We start from the raw sequence: 21,545 nt of genomic DNA, 5'->3' as shown, positions 1-21,545 counted from the left end.
TGTTGTGTAAAAACAAACCCTAAATACACTTAAACAAGTTGAGCCTTTATTTACGAACTTTAAGTAACTCAATAGAAATAATAATGCGCAGTGGAATTTATTTATATAATTATAAATCAATAAGTTACTGTATTTTTATTGTTGTTTAAGTTGGTTGCTTTCTTATTCGTTACGCTACGCGCTTTAGTGAATAAATCCAATCCCTTTACTGACTAAATTTGAGAAATTTGATCGAGGTAACTTTTGTGACGGGGGTCATATCTTCTAAAGTAAAAATTAATAAGATAAATTTTTAACAAAATGTAAAATTTGATTGGTCAATTGGACTGAAGATCTATAAAATGCACGGAATTTGCCAAATTTTACTATTTTCTGGTGAAAAAATGCTCTGCATGGCCTCACTCAGATTATATAAATTTTTATTTATTTGTTTTATTTATGGAGGTTAACTTGAGTCATTCTGCCATACTGGTGTTGGAAGATGGGACTGTCTTTAAAGGCGTATCAATAGGCGCTGACGGGAGTTCTGTTGGTGAGGTTGTTTTTAATACGTCAATGACCGGCTACCAAGAAATCCTAACTGATCCATCCTACGCAAGACAAATCGTCACTCTCACTTATCCCCACATCGGCAACACCGGCACCAACCAAGAAGATGAAGAATCCCCAGCAATTCATGCTTGTGGTTTAGTTATCCGTGATTTACCTCTCCTAGCAAGCAATTTCCGAAATCAAGCCTCTTTAAGCGAATACTTAGCATCACGTAATGTTGTTGGTATTGCTGATATTGATACGCGTAAGCTAACACGTATTTTACGTGAGAAAGGTGCACAAGCGGGTTGTATTATCGCTGGTGAAAACATTGATGAAGCTGCTGCATTGGCTCAAGCTAAAGCATTTCCTGGTTTGAAAGGTATGGATTTAGCGAAAGAGGTGACGACAACAGAGTCATTTGAATGGTCTGAAGGTAGTTGGACGCTAACTGGCGGTTTACCTGCACCAAAGACAGATTGCAAATACCACGTAGTTGCTTACGATTACGGTGTAAAACGCAATATCTTACGTATGTTAGCAGACCGTGACTGTAAGTTAACAGTAGTACCAGCGCAAACACCAGCCGCTGAAGTACTAGCAATGAACCCTGATGGTATTTTCCTTTCAAATGGCCCTGGTGACCCAGAACCATGTACTTACGCCATTGAAGCGATTCAAGAGATTTTAAAAACTGATATCCCAGTATTTGGTATCTGTTTAGGTCACCAGTTACTTGCATTAGCAAGTGGTGCAAAAACAGTGAAAATGAAGTTCGGCCACCACGGTGCTAACCACCCGGTGAAAGACATTGAGCGTGATGTAGTGATGATCACTAGCCAAAACCACGGTTTTGCAGCAGACGAAGCAACACTACCTGCTAACTTACGTGCAACGCATGTTTCATTGTTTGATGGTTCTTTACAAGGTATTCATCGTACTGATAAAGCGGCATTTAGTTTCCAAGGTCACCCTGAAGCTAGCCCAGGTCCACATGATGCAGCACCACTATTTGATCACTTCATTGAATTGATTGAACAGTACAAAAACGCTTAGTTGAACCGGATAACCTTGTGTTCGAAGGCTTTCGAACACATTGAATAGATATAAAAAGGTAATTTCAGATGCCAAAACGTAATGACTTAAAAACCATCCTTATCATTGGTGCAGGCCCGATTGTTATCGGCCAAGCTTGTGAATTTGACTACTCTGGTGCACAAGCATGTAAAGCACTAAGAGAAGAAGGCTACCGTGTAGTACTTGTAAACTCTAACCCTGCAACCATTATGACTGACCCAGAAATGGCCGATGCTACTTACATCGAACCAATTCACTGGGAAGTGGTTGAGAAAATTATAGCTAAAGAACGCCCATGTGCAGTTTTACCAACGATGGGTGGCCAAACGGCGCTTAACTGTGCACTAGAGCTTGAAGAAAAAGGCGTGCTAGCAAAATACAACGTTGAGATGATTGGTGCAACGGCTGATGCCATTGATAAAGCAGAAGACCGTAGCCGTTTTGACGCTGCAATGAAGAAAATTGGACTTGAATGTCCACGTGCCGGTATCGCACACACAATGGAAGAAGCTTACGGCGTATTAGAGATGGTTGGCTTCCCTTGTATTATTCGTCCCTCTTTCACCATGGGTGGAACAGGCGGTGGTATTGCATACAACCAAGAAGAGTTTGACGAAATTTGTTCAAATGGTTTAGACCTTTCACCAACAAACGAATTATTGATTGATGAATCATTAATCGGTTGGAAAGAGTATGAAATGGAAGTGGTTCGCGACAAAAATGATAACTGTATCATTGTATGTGCCATTGAAAACTTCGACCCAATGGGTATTCATACGGGCGACTCAATCACAGTTGCACCAGCACAAACCTTAACAGATAAAGAATACCAATTAATGCGTAACGCTTCTTTAGCAGTATTACGTGAAATCGGTGTTGAAACAGGTGGTTCAAACGTACAGTTTGGTATTAATCCAGAAGACGGCCGTATGGTATTAATCGAGATGAACCCACGTGTATCACGTTCATCTGCACTGGCGTCTAAAGCAACGGGTTTCCCAATTGCTAAAATCGCTGCAAAACTGGCGATTGGTTACACGCTTGACGAATTACAAAATGATATCACTGGCGGCAAAACACCAGCATCATTTGAACCAACGATCGATTATGTTGTTACTAAGATCCCACGCTTTAACTTTGAAAAATTTGCTAACTCAAATGATCGTTTAACGACGCAAATGAAATCAGTTGGTGAAGTGATGGCGATTGGTCGTAACCAACAAGAATCAATGCAAAAAGCTCTACGTGGTTTAGAAGTTGGTGCAGATGGCTTCAGCCCAATGGTTGACTTAAACGCTGCTGACGCAAAAGAAAAAGTATTATACGAATTACGTGAAGCTGGCGCTGAGCGTATTTGGTACATCGGTGATGCATTCCGCCTGGGTATGACCATGGAAGAAGTGCATAACATCACTAAAATTGACAACTGGTTCCTAGTTCAAATCGAAGATCTTATCTTAGAAGAGAAAAAACTAGCAGAAGGCGGTTTACGCTCACTAGATGCTGATTCGCTACGTAAACTAAAACGTAAAGGTTTTGCTGATAGCCGTATCGCTTCTGTGATTGGCTCTTCAGAAACTGAAGTACGTAAACTACGTGAAAAATTTGCACTACACCCAGTTTACAAACGTGTAGATACTTGTGCTGCAGAGTTCTCATCTGACACGGCTTACATGTACTCAACTTACGATGAAGAGTGTGAAGCAAACCCAAGTGATAATGAAAAAATCATGATCATCGGTGGTGGTCCTAACCGTATTGGTCAAGGTATTGAGTTCGATTACTGTTGTGTACATGCGGCTATGGCCATGCGTGCAGACGGCTACGAAACTATCATGGTTAACTGTAACCCTGAAACGGTTTCAACTGACTACGATACTTCAGACCGTTTATACTTTGAGTCAATCACATTGGAAGATGTGCTTGAAATCGTACGTGTTGAAAACCCTAAAGGTGTTATCGTGCAATACGGTGGTCAAACACCACTTAAATTAGCACGTGCACTTGAAGCGGCTGGCGTACCAATCATCGGTACTTCACCAGAAGCAATTGACCGCGCAGAAGACCGTGAACGTTTCCAACAAGTGGTTGAGCGTTTAGGTCTTAAACAGCCTGAAAACGATACAGTTACCACACTTGAGCAAGCGGTTGAATCTGCTAAGCGCATTGGTTACCCATTAGTTGTACGTCCTTCTTATGTACTAGGTGGTCGTGCGATGGAAATCGTATACGACGAGCAAGACTTACGTCGCTACTTTAAAGAAGCGGTCAGTGTTTCTAATGAATCACCAGTATTACTTGACCGTTTCTTAGACGATGCTGTTGAAGTAGATATTGATGCAATCTGTGATGGTACTGATGTAGTTATCGGTGGCATCATGGAGCACATTGAGCAAGCGGGTGTTCACTCTGGTGATTCTGCATGTTCATTACCAGCTTATACACTGAGCGCAGAAATCCAAGATGAAATGCGTGGTTACATCAAAGCATTAGCATTGGAACTCGGTGTAGTTGGTTTGATGAATACACAGCTAGCGGTAAAAGATAACGAGATTTACATGATTGAAGTAAATCCACGTGCTGCACGTACAGTTCCGTTTGTTTCTAAAGCGACAAGTGTGCCAATTGCTAAAATTGGCGCAAGCGTTATGGCAGGTAAAACACTGAAAGAACTAGGTGTGACTGAAGAAGTTATTCCACCATACTACTCTGTTAAAGAGGTCGTATTACCGTTTAACAAATTCCCAGGATCTGACCCAATCTTAGGTCCTGAAATGCGTTCAACGGGTGAAGTAATGGGCGCTGGCGTTACCTTTGCTGAAGCTTATGCAAAAGCAGAATTAGGTTCGACTAAAGAAGTGCCTGAAATTGGTCGCGCATTAATCTCTGTGCGTAACAGTGATAAAAAGCGTGTTGCTAAATTAGCACAACAAATGTTGGACTTAGGTTTTGAACTAGACGCAACACACGGCACTATGATTATCTTACAAGAGTCTGGTATTGAAGCTCGCCTTGTAAATAAGGTTCACGAAGGCCGTCCGCACATTCTAGACCGTGTTAAAAACAGTGAATACAAATACATTGTAAACACCACAGAAGGGCGTTTATCAATTGAAGATTCACGTCAGCTACGTCGTGCAGCGTTACGTTACAAAGTAAACTACACAACCACGCTAAACGGTGCATTTGCAACCTGTCGCGCTCACACTGCTGACCCAACAGCAGAAGAAGCAACAGTAAGCTCAGTACAAGAACTACACAAGCGTGTTAATGGTTAATCATTAAATTGAACATTAATAGTTAGTTAAGTAGTAATAGAAAGCCACTCTTTGAGTGGCTTTTTTATGCTTTAAATAAAAAATATAATTGTTATAACATGGTTTTAATATACTAATGATAGCTATTTATTTGCTGTATCAATCAAGTGGCAAGCAGGGCTACGTAATATTTTAACGATTAACTCAGTTTGTCTGTGTGTAGAGGTTTTTGCCATTATCCGTTTAATATAGGTGCGTACTGTTTGATAACTTAAATATGTATTATTTGCTATTTCTGTCAGTGACTTGCCAGAGATTAACCCATCACAAACTAAACTTTCTTTAATAGTTAAATTATACAATTTACATAAAATATCTCGATCAACAACGATTTTGTTTTCACTATAAATAAAGACTGCAATGCCCGTGTTTGTATTTAAATTTTTTTGAATGAAAGGGATAAAGGCTAATGTTAATTCAGTATTGTCTTCCATTTTAAGCGGTAAAATATGTATTTCGCCTTCTGTTGAACACTCTTTTATCACTTTCGCTAATTGATGGCTCGTTTTTTTGTTTGATATCCCTGTTTTCTTGTCTAATTCTTTTAATGTCTTGTACTTATCTAAAATGAGCTGTGCATGATGATTGCAACAATGGATTCCACCTCTACTATCAAGTAACACAATTGGAATAAACATTTGTTGTAGAAATGAATCTTGTAGTAATGAGGTTTTATTATGTTTTTTTTGGATTAAAAATAGCTCTAATGAGTGTTTTAAATGGGGTAACATTTGGCGTAATAATGGCTTATTAAATAGAAAATCCTCTTCCACTTCATTGTGAAGAAAAAAAAGTTGGCAAACCCATTCATTATCATTGATTAAAACAATTGTCGTTACCAAACCATTATCTTTTGTAGTGACTTTTTCGTTTGCTAAGCACTGATCCTTAACGCTCTCACCTATAGGTATCTTCGATAGAGAAGAAATGAGCTCTCTTCTTTTAGTTGGAGAACTGATGATTAAGTTCGTTGAAGGTACGCTTTCCTTTACTCTCCAACAAATATCATCTGATGAATTTTTCTTGCTAAACACCTCAATGCTACTTAAACACATAGATAAAGTACGATTAAAATCCAGTAAAAAATCTATAAAACCAGCTGGTTGTATTAACGCACTGTAAAGCTGCTTTACTAAATGCTCTAAGTTGCTGTCTTCCATGTACAACTCCTTTATTAACATCAATTAATATAAAACTTAATGTAATTAAAAGATTAATTCAGTCCACAAATGAGGATAGATCTGGCAATTGATATGTAATATGTTTTGGTTGTGTAAATATTATACACAAAACGTCTATTATTTGTACTTTTGGCTACGTTAAACAGAATAAAAGGACTTATTTATGAAACTTAATCCACTGATATTAGCATTCGGAATTATTCCACTTACTGGTTGTGGCGGAGGTGGTGGAGATGACAGCAGCAATACCTCAACCTATAGCGTTACAGCAATTGATGGGTATTTACGAAATGCACAAGTTTGGTTAGATATTAATAGTAACTATCAATTAGATGATGAAGAGCCTAGTACTACTACAGGTGAAGGTGGTAATGCCGAACTTGATGTAACCGGTATTGAAAACCCTGAGCAGTATTCGGTAGTCGTTAAAGCTATTGCTAGACAAACTATTGATGAAGACACAATAACCACTAGCAATCCATCAGGTAGTTTAACTACATCATCATTTATTTTATCTGCTCCGGCAGGGCAACAGATCATTACTCCATTATCTACACTGGTTGATATCAAAATGAAAAATGGGCAGACACAACAAGAAGCCCTTACTGAATTATCTAGTGAGTTAAATATTGAAGAAATGGCAATATTGAATGATTACCTAGATACAGAGCAAGGTGCCGTTGCAGCAAAAGCAAAATCACTTATATTGTTAGGAGTTATTCCAGACTCAGAAGAAAATATGGCGGCACTCTCAGATGGTACAAGTAATATTGATGAGGTTTTAACAGAAAGCACATTGATAAGTTTACAGTCTATAGAAGCAGATCAACTATTGGTTAACGATGAGAACCAGCTAACGACTATTGATATTGTCGGTACCGATGATGTTGATTACGACCCCGATGCTAATGGTGCAGATAAAGATGGCGATGGAATTATCAATATATTAGATGCATTTCCTAATGATGTGTCTGAAACCGCAGATAGTGATAATGATAGTGTAGGCGATAATGAAGACGACTTCCCATATAACGCAACTGAAACAGTTGATACAGATAATGATGGTGTAGGCGACAATGAAGATCCTGATGCTAATGGTGATGGGGTTATTGATGTTGATGAAGCTGGATTCGAGTATGCGTCGTTCGAAAATAAACGACTTTACAATGTTTATTTAAAAGAAGCTGATAGTGGCGTTTACTACAATATCAATACCTATTTGTTTCATTCATCTAATGAAAACCTCGAGTTTGGTTATGGCTACCTTGATGAAAATGATGATTACTTTGTTGATGCTACAAGTTGGACGATAACTGATGGCTCATTAGTAATTCCTGACTACGGTTCTCGTTATAAGTTGATTGAATCAACAAACGATTATTTTAAAGTGTGTTACTCAGGTGATATCACTAATGATGTTCTCTGTGATGATTCTTATGCAAGTTATTTTTTCTTCGATAAAACAACAGCTAAAACGTTTATTAGCAGTAATTCGACGACTGGTACTAATATTGACCTGAGCAATATGACAGATTCAAGCCTAAGTAGTTACTTTAGTGCATTAGAATACGATGTCGCCGAGCAGGTTAGTACGATTGACTTATATGACATAGGCATTGATTCTTTATCTGGAATAGAGCAGTTTGAATTACTTGAAAAACTGTTTGCTGGTAATAATCACATCACAGATATATCGCCACTCAATAATTTCACACATCTTAGATACTTACAAATACAAGATCAATTTGATAATGATACAAATGATGATCTTAATTTAATAAGCTACGAGCCTATTTTAACTATGCCTTCATTAACACGTTTAAATTTAACTGAGTATGGTGATTTACCACCAAACAATGCATTTGATTTAGCTGCCATGATTAACGGGCTAGATGATAAATCAAGTATGACTCGATTAGAGCTTTATGGTGTAGATCTAACGAATGAGGGGGTTAGCGCGATTATTGATATGCCTAATTTAGAAAGGTTAGTCATTTCAGATTCTGCAACCGTTGATGATTTAAGTTCATTAAGCATGAATACTTGGCAACACCTCGAAAAGTTAGATCTTAGTTGGAATAATACTACGAGTAATGCTTCTTCCTATGAAGAGCAAGTAGCGGCTTTAGTAGAATTTAACCTTGACGACATGATAACCGCAGGGTTGAATCTATCACAACTAACTCAGTTAGGTCTTTCTCAAACAACCTTAAGTGACGACGATCTTTTAAATATTGCTACAAATGTAGGGAGTAATTTAGAGGTTTTACGTTTAAGGGATATCAATTTTAGCAATTATTCAAACCTTTTTGATAATCTTAATACTCCTAATTTAATCAGGTTATCTATAGGCACCTATATTACTGATCAAGAGAAAAAGATTGATTTTGATCTTAGTAACATCGATGACAACCTTACGCCAGGAAAGCTTGAAAGACTCTATTTAGAGAATGGTAATATTAGTCATTTTAACATAATCGATTTTACTAGCTTGAAACGTTTAAAATTAAGCGATTCGTCTATTAGTGATATGTCATTAACTGAATTTAATTCCGATATTCAACAGCTTACTGAGCTTGAAGATTTAGAAATTGATAACCTGATTATTGATGGTGAAGTGGTATATTGCAGTGATTTAGTACTATATTCTAGTACTGATTGTGAGGATGAAGAAGCCGATACAGTATTGTTTACCACTGAACTCATTAGTGGACAAACTTGGTATACCAGTGACTTTTTTGAATTGGTTTTTAACGAAGATGGAACCAGTTTAATGGCAACTAGCCTTATCAATTCAGAAGAATCAAATGAGGAGCCTCTTACACTTACTATAGATAGCGGCAATTTAATGATCGGTGATGACCAGGAGTTATCAATCGATACAGAAAATGATAATGCCTACAATACAACATTAACAAATTTAGACGACCAAACAGATGAAAAAATAATTTTGTACACTAACTTATCTGCATTTAAAGCTACGTTATATTCAGGATTATCAGACGGAATTACAATAGTAGATAGTAGTAACGATTCTACTAATTCAGGGTATTCAGGTTTTGAATTAGAAAGTGTTACTGCAATAGAAGATGGTGATAACCTTATTATTACAGTCAACGCCGCTGGTAATATTTTAACTGCGCTTAATTCATCTGCTCCGGACAATTATAATAATGTATTTTGGATCGGAATAAACCAATATTTTGACTTTGGTTTTAGCAAATCTGGCGAAGCATGGTTAGACCAAGATATTTGGGAAAATGGAGAATATACTCAGGGGAGTGAGGTAGATAGTAATGTTTATGAATATACGATCCTAGATGATACTGTTACTTTAACGATACCATTATCGATAATTCCTAGTAACGATTATCTATCAATTAAAGTAGAAATAGGTATTGATCAATTTGGTTCAGCAGATGAAGCAGAAGATGATGCTGCTTATGATGCTATTTATTTAGGTATTGATTGGTAAATAAAACCATTAATAGATATTGTTGCTGTCTCACTTGATGACAACAGTATCTATTTTTTAGAGAGCCTGTATTTTTTGGGGCTGCTCAAACGATGTTATAGCAATTGCATTAAATAAGTGCTCTCAATTTTGCGCAGGAAAAATGGCTTAGTTCAAGGTGTAATTTAAGCCTTTCGACGACTAACTTCGTTAATAGCCTATCGGAGAATTTACCAAAAGATGTTAGTGCTTTAATAGTTGTTCTATTGGCGAAAATGACAACGAAAGAGCCAGTTATTTTAACAAATAAAATAGATCAGTTACTTAGTGTGACTGGTATTATATAGGTTAGGTTAATCTTGTGAGCAAAATCCCCAATACTTTACGTAAGATGGGGTTTAGTTACTTTATTAATCACAGTAGAAACTATCATTGAAAGTTTTATATAAAATTAATTTTCTTGCTTGATAATTGCCTAGAGATCCATCACGTTATCTTCTCCTCCTTATCGCTATTTACTGACTTGCTTATTATTCGTCGTGCTCATTTAGAGGTGCATCCATGATATTCATTGTGCAATTTGAATAGGAACGATGAAAGCCATGGTTTATAAACACAATCTATTTGAATCTCAAGTAGATGTGAATTAGTGTGGTTTTATTATTATGTAATCAGCCTATAAATCAGAATGTCAGCTTACCTAGGCATATATAAGGGACCATCATGACTTCATTCATTTCGTTAGATCGCCTTCGATTTTTATTCAGTCGTTTTGCTGAACGACTTTGGGTGAGACCATTAGTGATCTGTTTATTGTCGGTTGTTGTGGTCTTTGCAGCGAAGTTTATAGATGGTACTGAGTTAGCTAATCTTGCACCTTTAGTTGAAAAGGACTCAGTTGAAACCTTGCTTTCTATTATGGCTTCTAGCATGTTGGTGATCGCAACACTGTCTGTATCATCTATGGTTGCTGCCTATGCGGCTGCAAGTAACTCTGCGACGCCTCGATCTTTCTCGTTAGTCGTTGCCGATGACGTATCGCAGAATGCACTATCTACCTTTGTTGGCGCCTTCATTTTTAGTGTCGTGGCAATTACCGCTGTAAAAAACACTTTTTATGATAAAGCGGGATTGTTTGTGCTTTTTGTTTTGACGGTGTTTGTCTTCGCCGTGGTGATTTTGACCTTTGTAAGGTGGGTAGACAGTATTGCACGTTTGGGAAGAGTCGGTTCAACCATTGATAAAGTTGAAAGTGCAACAGAAAAAGCGCTGATTAGAAGAAGAGACAAGCCTACACTTGGTGGGGTGTCAATTTTAGGTTCACCTATTAAAGGCCAAGCTGTGCATACAGCTAAAATTGGCTATGTTCAGCATATTGATATGGCGGTAATCCAAGACTGGGCAAATGATGCAGACGTGTCAGTCGTTTTATCGGCTTTGCCTGGTACATTTGTATCCCCCGATCAGGCGTTGGCTTACGTTACTATTTCATCAGATGAGTGGTCGGAATTGGACTGCGCATGTTTAATCGACGCCTTTCATGTTGGAAAAGATCGTACCTTTGAAGATGATCCTCGATTTGGCTTGGTTGCATTGTCTGAAATTGCAGCGCGCGCTTTATCTCCTGCAGTAAACGATCCTGGAACGGCGATAAAAGTAATTGGCACATTAGTGCGTTTGCTCTCTATTCTTAATTCTCCTTCCAAAATTCAAAGTAAAAACCAAGTTGAATTTGATCGTGTAGCCGTACCAGAGGTGTTAGTGTCAGATATGTTTGAAGACGCTTTTACAGCTATCGCTCGTGATGGAGCGGGTAGTATAGAGGTGTGTGTACGCTTACAAAAGGCACTTAACTCTCTTGAGTCACTTAATAATGATGATATTCGTAAAACTGCTCGATATCACAAAGACTTAGCGTTAAAGAGAGCATGTAGTGCACTTGAAATAGAAGAGGATTTAGTTGCAGTTAAGCAGGCAGCAAGCAAAGGGGGGATCTTTGACTAGGGGGAAGTCTAGACTGCAAGCGTTTTATATAGCTTGGTCTCGACATGCTCATCTACCTTTTTAACAGATCCAATGCCTATTGGAGTGTATGACTAATTTAATCAAACATTAAATTTTAAACAATGAACAGGTTTGTGCAGCTAGATTGAAGCTAACCTTGCCGCCTGTTCTCCGTTTAACATTATGGGTTCTCTAAGTTAATTTTATTCATACATTGATTAATGAGTCGACTATTTTGCCTTTGTTCTAAAATCTGTTAACCAATATAAAAATGCAATCGCACCAAAAGCGCCGCCCAACCAAGAAACCCCAGTCCAACCGCCCATCTCATAGACATATCCGGATGACGCAGAGCCCACTACGCCTCCGAAGAAAAAACTGGTCATGTAAGCTGTTGTAATTCGGCTTCTTGCGGCTGGGTTTAATGTATAAATAACACTTTGATTTAAGATGTGAGACCCTTGCTGACCAACATCTAGCAAGATCACGCCTATGATGATCGCAATAAGGTGTGTGCTGAATAAGCCCATGATGGTAAAAGCAATCATGATCAATGACAGCAATAACCCTGTTCCCATACGGGTATAACCCTTATCATGCAGTTTACCCGCAAAACTAGCAGTTAAAGCACCTGCTGCACCCAATAAGCCGAATAATCCAATCAAGGAATCACTGTAATTGTAAGGAGGGCGTGCAAGCAAAAACGCTAAGGAGGTCCAAAATACACTAAAGGAAGCAAAGCCGAGTGTGCCATACACAATTCGACGTCTTAACAAAGGTTCATCACGTAATAAGTGAAGTATTGAGCCTATTAATGCAGGATAAGTTAAGCGCATTTCACCGCGACTTTCAGGAAGCATTTTCCATAACACGGCTGTTTGAACTAGCATGCTAAAAGTAGCAAACCAAAAAACCGCTTGCCATCCATAAGCATCAGCTATCACACCCGACACAGTTCTTGCTAATAAAATGCCCAATAATAAGCCTGACATCACACGCCCAATCACAGCACCACGTTGTCCTTCTTCCGCTAAAACAGCGGCAAAGGGCACTAACACTTGCGCTGCAACTGCGGTTAGTCCAATGGCCAAACAGGATAATAGAAATATACCAATACTAGTGGACATTGCTGCACCAGCTAAGCCAATGGCAGTACCTGCAGTCACAATAGTAATTAAGCGACGTCGTTCAAGTAGATCTCCGAGAGGCACGATTAACACCAAACCCATTACATAACCTAACTGCGTCATGGTAATAATCAGACCAGTAGTACCGATAGAAGTACCAAATACCTGGGCTAATGTATGCAGTAAAGGTTGTGCGTAATAAAGATTTGCCACCGCCATACCGCAAGCAACGGCCATCACATACACTAATACATTATTGGGTTTTAAGGAGAGGGTTTTCGGAGAAGCTTGATCCTTGTGATCACTTTTGGGATTAGACAAAGTAAGTTAACCTCGAAATTTTGATAAAAAGATAACAGAGTGATGGCAGTGAGTTTGAAAGCACTATTTATCCATCATAACGTGCTAATAGATAGAATGTAATGCTATCAAATAATAAAAGATAAGAGCGATTAATGAGGAGAACATTATTTTAGTGACTGGTATATGTTGTGAAGAGGACTCAAGCATTATTAAAACAGAGGAGTTAACTGTTTGATTAAATTCATCAAAAACTATAAAGTTAATTTTATAAATAATTGGTTATAATTTTATGCTGGTGCAAAATAGGGTCATTTGATAGATTTTTAAGAGCTTTCTTCAAGTTTTATCTATCACTTTAGCCGCATCGAGTTAACTGCATAATGATTAGACTATTCACTTAAGAGGGAATATGAGGCTACAAGGTAAAGTATTAAATTGGAATGATGATAAAGGGTTTGGTTTTGTTGAGCCAAATGGAGGGGGGGAACGTATTTTTGTTCATATTAAAGCCTTCAAACCTCGCTCTAGACGTCCGGTTAATGGCGATCTTATTATCTATGATGTAGTGCGAGATAATAATAATCGAGGTAAAGCTGAAAATATTAAATTTAGTCGCGATGTAAAAGCTTCTCATAAACAAAGTTCGACCACTAGTCGACGTAAGTTTGGTCATCTAGTTACTGGTCTTTTTATTGTCGGGTTATTATTCTCAACCTTTACTGGAAAGCTGGTGTGGCTTATCTCAGCTATATATTTATTAATGAGTATGGTCACCTATATGGCTTATGCTATTGATAAATCAGCGGCTCAAAATGGTCGTTGGAGAACCAAAGAAAGCACTTTACACCTGCTTTCTTTGGTAGGTGGCTGGCCTGGCGCTTTTCTTGCCCAGAATACATTACGTCATAAATCCAGCAAGAAAGAATTTAAAAATATGTTCTGGTTTACTGTGTTATTAAATTTAGGTGGTTTCTTCTGGTTACACACAGAAAGCGGCGTTCATTTTACAAATAACGTTATTTTACCGTTACTAAGTCGCTGATAAGTTTATAGGTGGTTACGCATTTTCGATCTAAACGTGTGTTTAATACGTAGATAAAAATTGCTAAATATCATTAGTTGTTATTGTGAATAAATAACACCTACTATTCTGCTCTTATCATAAAATTTTTAATAGGATCTTAACTTGATTTCATTATTCTTACGTCATGCCATTCTGAGCTCGGTTATGTTACTGACTGCCTGCAGCCAAGCTAATCTTAACCCAAATTATCAAGTCGCCGATGCTTTACCTAGTTTCTCGCAAGATACCTTTAAGCAATATATTAGTGAGACAAGAGCGTGGTTATTAACTCATCGCGTTTTTAAAACTGATGATGTTGAAAAAGAGTTACGCGCTAATTTACCTTTCGAATTGATTCCTGAAAACCCAAATGGTGATGCGGTGCTTTTAGTACATGGCTTAGGTGATTCTCCGTATTCATTTATCGATATTGCTGATCATTTAGTGTCGCAAGGGTATTTGGTAAGAACTGTTTTATTACCTGGTCATGGCAGTAAATCAGGCGACTTAATGTTACCGAATTTAGCAGATTGGCAAGGTGTTGTGCACCATCATATGGAGTTATTAAAAGCTAAGGCGAATAAACTGTGGCTGGGAGGCTATTCTACTGGAGCAAACTTGGTAACATCTGAAGCATTAAATGATGATGGCATCGCTGGGTTATTGTTGTTTTCGCCTGCTTTTAAGCCAGAAAAGTCGGTGGTGAAATGGGCTGGTTTAGCCAGTTACTTTGTAACATGGGCTGATCAAGATCCTGAAACCAATTACATTCGTTATAACTCTTTACCTATGCATGGCGCAGCTGTTTATTACGATACTGCAGCAACAGTACAAGAAGATCTGCAAGGCATCACTTATCAGAAGCCTGTGTTTATGATGATGAGTGAAGGTGATCGTGTCATTGATAGGGCATTTCCTATTGCTGTATTCGAACAACAATTTATCAATCCACGCAATCACTTAGTGTGGTTGGGAGAGCAAGACCTCTCTACTTCACAAAGCACGCGTTTTAGCATGGACCGTTCTGATTTAAATATCGTGAACGGCTCTCATATGGGATTATTATATTCACCTGATAATATAGAGTATGGTCAAAAGGCGAACATTATTATTTGTAATAACGGCCAGTCTGAGGAACAACAAAAAGCCTGTGAAGCAGGCAAAGATATTTGGTTTTCTTCTTACGGTTGGCATGTGGAAGGTAAAACATTGGCACGCTTAACTTACAATCCTTACTTTGAGCAAAGTATGGCCGAGCTGGATCGCGTAATGGAAAATAAATAATTAAATGTAACTATTCAAATGTAATTATTTTTGGAAAGCTAGTTGTTATGTTTTAGATCGCTAATCCAGTGAACACTGGATCACTTGAAAGTGAACTGAGCCAAAAATTGGCTCATTTCATCTTAAATCGCTTGTATTATTAAGGATGAATAATGAAAAGACTTATTTTAGTCACGTCACCGCCAGCCAGTGGCAAAACCTACATTTCTAAAAAGTTAGCTAAAGCATTGAAGCATGTTGTGTATTTAGATAAAGATACATTGATCGTGCTATCACATCAGATTTTCAAGGTGATGAATGAAGAAGTTAACCGAAGCTCTGATTTTTTTGAGGAGCATATTCGTAATTACGAGTATGACGCGGTGTTAGCTTTAGCGATGGAAGCGCTAGAGTACGACGATATTGTATTAATTAACGCGCCATTTACCCGTGAAATTAGAGACACTGCATTTATTGATAATTTAAAAAATCAACTCATCGAAAAAGACGCGCGTTTGACGGTTGTCTGGGTGATGACTGATGTTGATGTGGTTAAAAGTCGTATGATAGAAAGAAACTCATTAAGAGATACTTGGAAGCTCGAAAACTGGGACGAGTATATTAAAGACGTTGATTTTTCAATCCCTACGAGTATCGATAACCCAGATATTGTTGATGATCTATTACTCTTTAAGAATTCCAATCAAGAAGAATATGAAAACTCATTGAAAGATCTTGTTTCAATATTAGAACAGAAACAGTAATCATATAATGGATAAAGCTTAATCTTGGTTTACTAAAGAACTCTTAACCAATGCAATATTATCAGTTGAGGCTGTATTCAATCATAGATTAGGTGTAGCCTTAACTGCCCCTAATCTGCTTTACTGTTTTTTCAGGTAAGGGGGAATTGTTTATAAATCTTCCGGTAATGCCGCAACAAACATCATTTATACTTTCCAATCTGGATTTGCTAGCTTTGACTCTACACAAGCTCGAGCAGGTTGATGACTAGGTGCAACCTATTGCTCTCATCATTCATTTAATTGACTAAAATCACTCATATTAGATATCCAAATTTTTCTTCCGATAGATATAAGTACTTTAATAATAAAAGTACGCCATATGGATAAGCTTTTGTGCTTTGGCATCTCCGTGGATTGTCTCTTGCAGTAATGATCTTTGTGTATTACTTCATTAAAAATACCTTTTGCTTTTACGACCAATGATTCACTTTTTATTTTAAGTGGTTGATTGAATGAAAAATAATAGTAGTGTTAATTTAAAAATTTTTTGTAACACTATTCTTTTAGATTGGTTGTTCATACAGTAATTTATGGAGTATCAGTTGTTTAAGTCAATTAATCATGTTGCCATCATTTGTTCAGACTATTCAAGGTCTAAGCATTTTTATACTGACATTCTTGGGTTGCAAGTGATTGCTGAGCATTATCGTGCAGAAAGGCAATCTTATAAATTGGATTTATCATTACCTGATGGCGGACAAATCGAATTGTTTTCATTTCCTGATCCGCCAGAAAGGTTAACAAAACCTGAAGCGCTAGGATTAAGGCATTTAGCATTTACCGTTGATTCAGTTGTGCAAACAGTTGAGTATTTAATTTCTAAGGGTATTGATGTTGAAGCTATCAGAGTCGATGAATTGACTCATCGACCATTCACATTTTGTAAAGACCCAGATGGATTACCCTTGGAGATTTATGAAGGGGAAGGCGGTTAACTTTACACTATAAAGGTTAGGGAGGGAGCAATAATGATAAAAAGTATAAATCATGTGCAAGTGACAATACCGTTTGGTGGTGAAGAAGAAGCCAAAAGATTTTATGGTGGTGTATTAGGTTTGAAGCAGTTAATACAACCTGAGAGTTTGAGAGCAACAAATAGTCTCTGGTTTGAGTTAGGAGCATTGCAACTTCATTTAGGTTGTGAGGATAATGCACATAGAACAAATTCTAGAGCGCACGTGGCTTATAATGTAGATAATATCGAGCAATGTCGCAGAACATTTGAAGCACTAGGCGTTGAAATATATGAAAATACACAAATTGAAGGTATCAAAAGATTTGATATTCGAGACCCCTTTGGTAATCGACTCGAAATAATGGAAATGACTTCTGTTTAGTAGGGTATGTGTTAGTTAAGTTAAAGCTAACGTCGAGCCCTTGTTCAAAACGCTTCTATGACGACAACTTATCCCTAAATTAACCCTGAGAATCACTCGCCTTTTTTTTATTTTTACTGTTTTTGCTACAAATATATATATCATTAATTTATATGGTAAATTTAATTAAATCATTAATATGTGATATTATTAAAAATTAAATGTACGGTTAATACCAACTCGTCATTAATACTACCTATACATAAATGGAAGATAGGCATCATGGAACCTGATACACCAAAAACAACCGAGTCTACTGAGAAAAACAATAAAAAACAACGACCTGCAATTCGCTTTGATAACTCTGACTTAATAAAAAGTGGCTTTTGGGTCGGTCAAATCTTTATGGTAATAGCAACAGTAATAGGTGTTTATTTAGCTGCCCAAGAAGGTTTATCGCAAGCTTTATTATTCGAAAACTTAAACAGTAAAGAGAAGAACTTTTATCTACAACATGCCTTAGCTGATGAGCTTAGTGACAATATTAAGACACTGGATAGTTATGCTAAATTACTGCAAGAGAAGTCTCCTTATAATGTAAAAGCTTACCATCCTGTGGTTGATGATTTTGTATGGGGCAACATGAAGTACTCATCAAATGCATTAGAAACACCAAGTAATATACTCTCCGGCGTTCGCCGTTATAACTCTGAAACGGCGCTGATCATTACAAAAATAGAAAATAATCAATTTGGTCCAAAATATGGTTCAGGTTTGCTTCTGGAGCTTAATGAAAAAGTAAGTGAAGGTGCTCTTAAAAACTTAATCAATAATTATACTCAACTTCATAAAGAACTGATTGCAGCTGGTATTGAAGTCGGCCCATTGGCCAATAATTAAGGAAGATAATAATGAAAAACTGCCCAAGTTGTAACAGCTCTAAAATGAGAAAATATGAGTTCCATCAACAAGAAGTAGATCAATGCCAAGCATGTCATGGTATCTGGCTAGAGTTAGGTGAATTAGACGGTGCATTATCCGTTGCCGACAATGGTAATTCACAGGTTTATATGGAAGAAACTTTAGGTGAGATTTTAGGCGAGTCTAAATGTCATTGTCATGTTTGTGATAAGAAGCTATCTCGTTACCATCTTATGTCCGGTTTTGAGGTTGAAGTGGATACTTGCTCTAGCTGTTATGGTGTTTGGCTAGATCATGAAGAGTTAGAAAAAGTAAGTCAATCACCGGCGATTGCAAAAGCTCTACTTGAACTAGATAAGCCCGTTCACAAACGTACCTGGTTATTTCAGTTTTTATCGCAAATGCCAGTGGAATACAATTTAAAGCCCAAAAGAACACCATGGGTGACTTATGCATTACTTGTTTTCAATGTGTTAATTTTTATGAGCTATGGTTTGGGGGGCAGCAGTGAAGATTTTGCATTCAATAACTTTGCTTTGCATTCTGACCAAGTGAGCCATGGTCAACAGCTGTGGACACTACTAACACATATGTATATGCATGGTGGATTAATGCATTTAGTGGGGAATATGTATTTCCTATATATTATTGGCGATAATTTAGAAGATACTTTGGGCCGTGGAAAATTTATTCTTTATTACACTTTGTGTGGTCTTGGTGCAGCTGTTGCACAGATTTTAGCTGATCCTAATTCAATGATTCCAATGGTAGGCGCAAGTGGTGCGATTGCAGGTTTGTTTGGTATGTATTTATTATGGTTCAGACATGCAAGTTTGACTTTCATGATTATTGTTTACCAGAAAAAAGTAAGCCCTGTTATTTTCTTTGGCTTTTGGATTTTAACTAATATTTTGGGTCTTTATTTAGCAAATGAAAGTGGTGGTGGTGTAGCTTATTGGGCTCATATTGGCGGTTTTATTGCTGGTATTGCGATTGGTTTATTGGTTAAAAAGAAAGTGTTTGCTGCCAATCCTTTGTTGGCTATTCTTAACAGTCATGAAGTGAAAGTAAAACGTTAAATATCAACTACAACGACAGCCTGTAGATAGGTTGTCGTTGTTCATTAATATAATTGTTATATGAACAAGCCACCTTAAGTGTTTTGAGGAAATGACAAAACCTTAAGTTGTTGATAGTTTATTATGCTTTTTTTCTAGCAATAACTTCCTTAAGTGCACTGTTTTGATCCATCCTCTGTCATTAATCCGTGTATTGTATGAGCTAAAATGAACCTCACCGCAGTTGAGAAAAGGGGGATGACTCTATTACTTTTAAAACGTGAATTTGGCTTATTTATTGCTAACTTATTTGAGATTGTCGCTGTAGAGTTTATGATGAATAAACTCTACATTCAGTGTTGAATAATGTATGTATTGCGTAATGTTAGGAAGGGAAGTAAATGCCAAGTAACAAACATAGTTTTATTGAAGATGTGCAAGCAATCATTATTGCAACGTTATTAGCTTCACTAGGGGTAATGTTGTTTAAAACAACCGGTTTATTAATTGGTGGTACCGCTGGGTTATCTTTTTTAGGACAATACGCAACTCAATTTAGCTTTAGTGAAATATTTTTTATTATCAACCTCCCGTTTTATATTCTTTCTTATAAACAGCTAGGGTGGAAGTTTACGCTAAAGACCTTTGTAGCTGTTTTATTATTATCTGTTTTTGTTGAGTTTACACCTACATTTATTACGGTGAGCTTTTTAGATCCTATCTATTCAGCGGTGGTAGGTGGATTATTAATTGGCTTTGGTTTATTGATGTTATTTCGACATGGTGCAAGCTTGGGAGGATTAATGATTTTGGCGCAATTTTTAAATCAAAAATACAAGATTCCCATCGGTAAATTTCAAATGTCAGTGGACTTTGTAGTGTTGTTACTCGCTATTTTTATTGTAGATTGGCGCGCTATTTTACTCTCTATATTAGGAGCAACAGCATGTAATTTAATCCTGGTGATTAACCATAAACCAGGACGCTATAGTGGTAAGTAGACAATAATTTGAAGTGCTATTATTTCAAATCAATAGTTTATGATTAGCTTGATTAACGGATTTTACTTTTGTTCTGTTTATTTACCTTTATCATCTGCACGTGTGTTGTATCCAACAACGCTAATTATCATCTAATTTCTGTTTCAAAACGTTAAGGACTCTTCTATGAAAAAAAGTTTGTTAACTCTCTCCCTTATTGCTTCTTCGTTTCTCTCGCACAGTGTAATTGCTGATCCTAAAACACCAGGTACTCAAGCGGGTTATTCAACTGCTGAACTATTATCTCAGGGGATTCCTAATGATTTAAATACGGTATCCGTTGAAGCGTTAACTGAGGAGTTAAAAGGTAAACCAGCTATGTCGGTTGGTTTTGATATCGATGATACTGTTTTATTTAGTAGTCCTGTGTTTTATCGCGGCCAGCAAGAGTTTTCACCGGGTGGTTACTCATATCTTTCTAATCAACAGTTTTGGGATAAAGCGAACTGCGGCTGGGATGCCTTTAGCCAACCGAAAACCATCGCCAGTAAGTTGATTGCGATGCATCAAGCACGAGGAGACGATATCTACTTTATTACGGCTCGTACACCCTCTGATTGTGACTTTATGACAACTTATATTAAAAAGACTTTTGATATTAAACAGATGCACGACGTTATTTTCTCAGGAACAAGTAAAGAGGCTTATTTAAAAGCACCGTATATAAAACAGCATAATATTAAAATTTACTATGGGGATGCAGATGGTGACATTATCTCTGCTCGCCAAGCTGGTGCTGAAGGGATCCGTATTATGCGGGCAGCTAACTCAAGTTATAAGCCGTTACCAAAAAATGGATTATACGGCGAACGTGTTGTATTAGATTCGCAATACTAAATTAACCTTTTAAGTATGTTGATTGTAAACCACTCATTGAGTGGTTTTTTTTATGCCTGAAATATGTTCAAACTACTTCTTATACCAATTGTATTAAATAACTGATCTAAATTTTGCGCCGGAAAAATGGCTTAGTTTGAGGCGTAAGTTGATGTAAATGGTTGTTCCCTATACGAAACTTACAACGAAAAAATAAGTTGTTTTAACAAGTAAAATAGATCAGTTACTTACTATGATTGGTATAAGT

15 protein-coding genes are annotated in these 21,545 nt (G+C 37.2%); 13 read left to right on the top strand and 2 right to left on the bottom strand.

What is annotated here, in order from left to right:
* Positions 1-438: 438 nt before the first annotated feature.
* The gene (gene carA, locus DS885_RS06750; protein ID WP_220149659.1) at positions 439-1,587 is read left to right on the top strand and encodes a glutamine-hydrolyzing carbamoyl-phosphate synthase small subunit; all 1,149 of its coding nucleotides are present in this window, start codon (positions 439-441) and stop codon (positions 1,585-1,587) included.
* A 68-nt stretch (positions 1,588-1,655) separates the two neighbouring features.
* The gene (carB, locus tag DS885_RS06745; RefSeq protein WP_113818671.1) at positions 1,656-4,886 is read left to right on the top strand and encodes a carbamoyl-phosphate synthase large subunit; all 3,231 of its coding nucleotides are present in this window, start codon (positions 1,656-1,658) and stop codon (positions 4,884-4,886) included.
* Positions 4,887-5,008: 122 nt separating this feature from the next.
* On the opposite strand, the gene DS885_RS06740 is transcribed toward carB, so the two are convergent.
* Positions 5,009-6,085, bottom strand: coding sequence for a helix-turn-helix transcriptional regulator (locus tag DS885_RS06740; protein WP_181817714.1), 1,077 nt, complete (start codon positions 6,083-6,085; stop codon positions 5,009-5,011).
* Between the two features lie 184 nt (positions 6,086-6,269).
* Between DS885_RS06740 and DS885_RS06735 the strand changes: the two genes are divergently transcribed.
* The gene (locus DS885_RS06735) at positions 6,270-9,581 is read left to right on the top strand and encodes a leucine-rich repeat domain-containing protein (RefSeq protein ID WP_113818669.1); all 3,312 of its coding nucleotides are present in this window, start codon (positions 6,270-6,272) and stop codon (positions 9,579-9,581) included.
* A gap of 702 nt (positions 9,582-10,283) precedes the next feature.
* A complete protein-coding gene (locus DS885_RS06730; RefSeq protein WP_113818668.1) occupies positions 10,284-11,564 on the top strand; it encodes a DUF2254 domain-containing protein in 1,281 nt (426 codons plus the stop codon).
* 230 nt (positions 11,565-11,794) lie between these two features.
* On the opposite strand, the gene DS885_RS06725 is transcribed toward DS885_RS06730, so the two are convergent.
* The gene (locus DS885_RS06725) at positions 11,795-13,012 is read right to left on the bottom strand and encodes an MFS transporter (protein WP_113818667.1); all 1,218 of its coding nucleotides are present in this window, start codon (positions 13,010-13,012) and stop codon (positions 11,795-11,797) included.
* Between the two features lie 391 nt (positions 13,013-13,403).
* Here DS885_RS06725 and DS885_RS06720 point away from each other — a divergent pair, with 391 nt between their 5' ends.
* The 9 genes from DS885_RS06720 to aphA all read left to right on the top strand — a co-directional run bounded on the left by DS885_RS06720 (position 13,404) and on the right by aphA (position 21,298).
* Entirely contained in the window at positions 13,404-14,036 is a 633-nt protein-coding gene (locus tag DS885_RS06720; RefSeq protein WP_113818666.1) for a DUF1294 domain-containing protein, read from the top strand.
* Between the two features lie 144 nt (positions 14,037-14,180).
* A complete protein-coding gene (locus DS885_RS06715) occupies positions 14,181-15,341 on the top strand; it encodes an alpha/beta hydrolase (protein WP_220149658.1) in 1,161 nt (386 codons plus the stop codon).
* Between the two features lie 152 nt (positions 15,342-15,493).
* Positions 15,494-16,084 carry an AAA family ATPase gene (locus DS885_RS06710; protein ID WP_113818665.1) on the top strand — a complete coding sequence of 197 codons (591 nt, stop codon included), beginning with the start codon at positions 15,494-15,496 and terminating at the stop codon, positions 16,082-16,084.
* Between the two features lie 584 nt (positions 16,085-16,668).
* Complete coding sequence (gene gloA2 / locus DS885_RS06705; protein WP_113818664.1) at positions 16,669-17,061, top strand: SMU1112c/YaeR family gloxylase I-like metalloprotein; 393 nt, start codon at positions 16,669-16,671, stop codon at positions 17,059-17,061.
* 33 nt (positions 17,062-17,094) lie between these two features.
* A complete protein-coding gene (locus DS885_RS06700; protein WP_113818663.1) occupies positions 17,095-17,463 on the top strand; it encodes a VOC family protein in 369 nt (122 codons plus the stop codon).
* 261 nt (positions 17,464-17,724) lie between these two features.
* The gene (locus tag DS885_RS06695) at positions 17,725-18,342 is read left to right on the top strand and encodes a hypothetical protein (protein WP_258546862.1); all 618 of its coding nucleotides are present in this window, start codon (positions 17,725-17,727) and stop codon (positions 18,340-18,342) included.
* Between the two features lie 11 nt (positions 18,343-18,353).
* Positions 18,354-19,442 (top strand): rhomboid family intramembrane serine protease, encoded by a 1,089-nt coding sequence (locus DS885_RS06690; RefSeq protein ID WP_258546861.1) that lies wholly within the window; start codon positions 18,354-18,356, stop codon positions 19,440-19,442.
* Positions 19,443-19,822: 380 nt separating this feature from the next.
* Positions 19,823-20,422 carry a YitT family protein gene (locus DS885_RS06685; protein WP_113818661.1) on the top strand — a complete coding sequence of 200 codons (600 nt, stop codon included), beginning with the start codon at positions 19,823-19,825 and terminating at the stop codon, positions 20,420-20,422.
* 165 nt (positions 20,423-20,587) lie between these two features.
* Positions 20,588-21,298, top strand: coding sequence for an acid phosphatase AphA (gene aphA, locus DS885_RS06680; RefSeq protein ID WP_113818660.1), 711 nt, complete (start codon positions 20,588-20,590; stop codon positions 21,296-21,298).
* The last annotated feature ends 247 nt before the right edge of the window (positions 21,299-21,545 follow it).

It is taken from the genome of Psychromonas sp. B3M02 (assembly GCF_003318165.1).
GTDB lineage: Bacteria > Pseudomonadota > Gammaproteobacteria > Enterobacterales > Psychromonadaceae > Psychromonas.
Note: the sequence above shows the minus strand (reverse complement) of the source record. Positions and strands in the feature narration are given on the sequence as shown.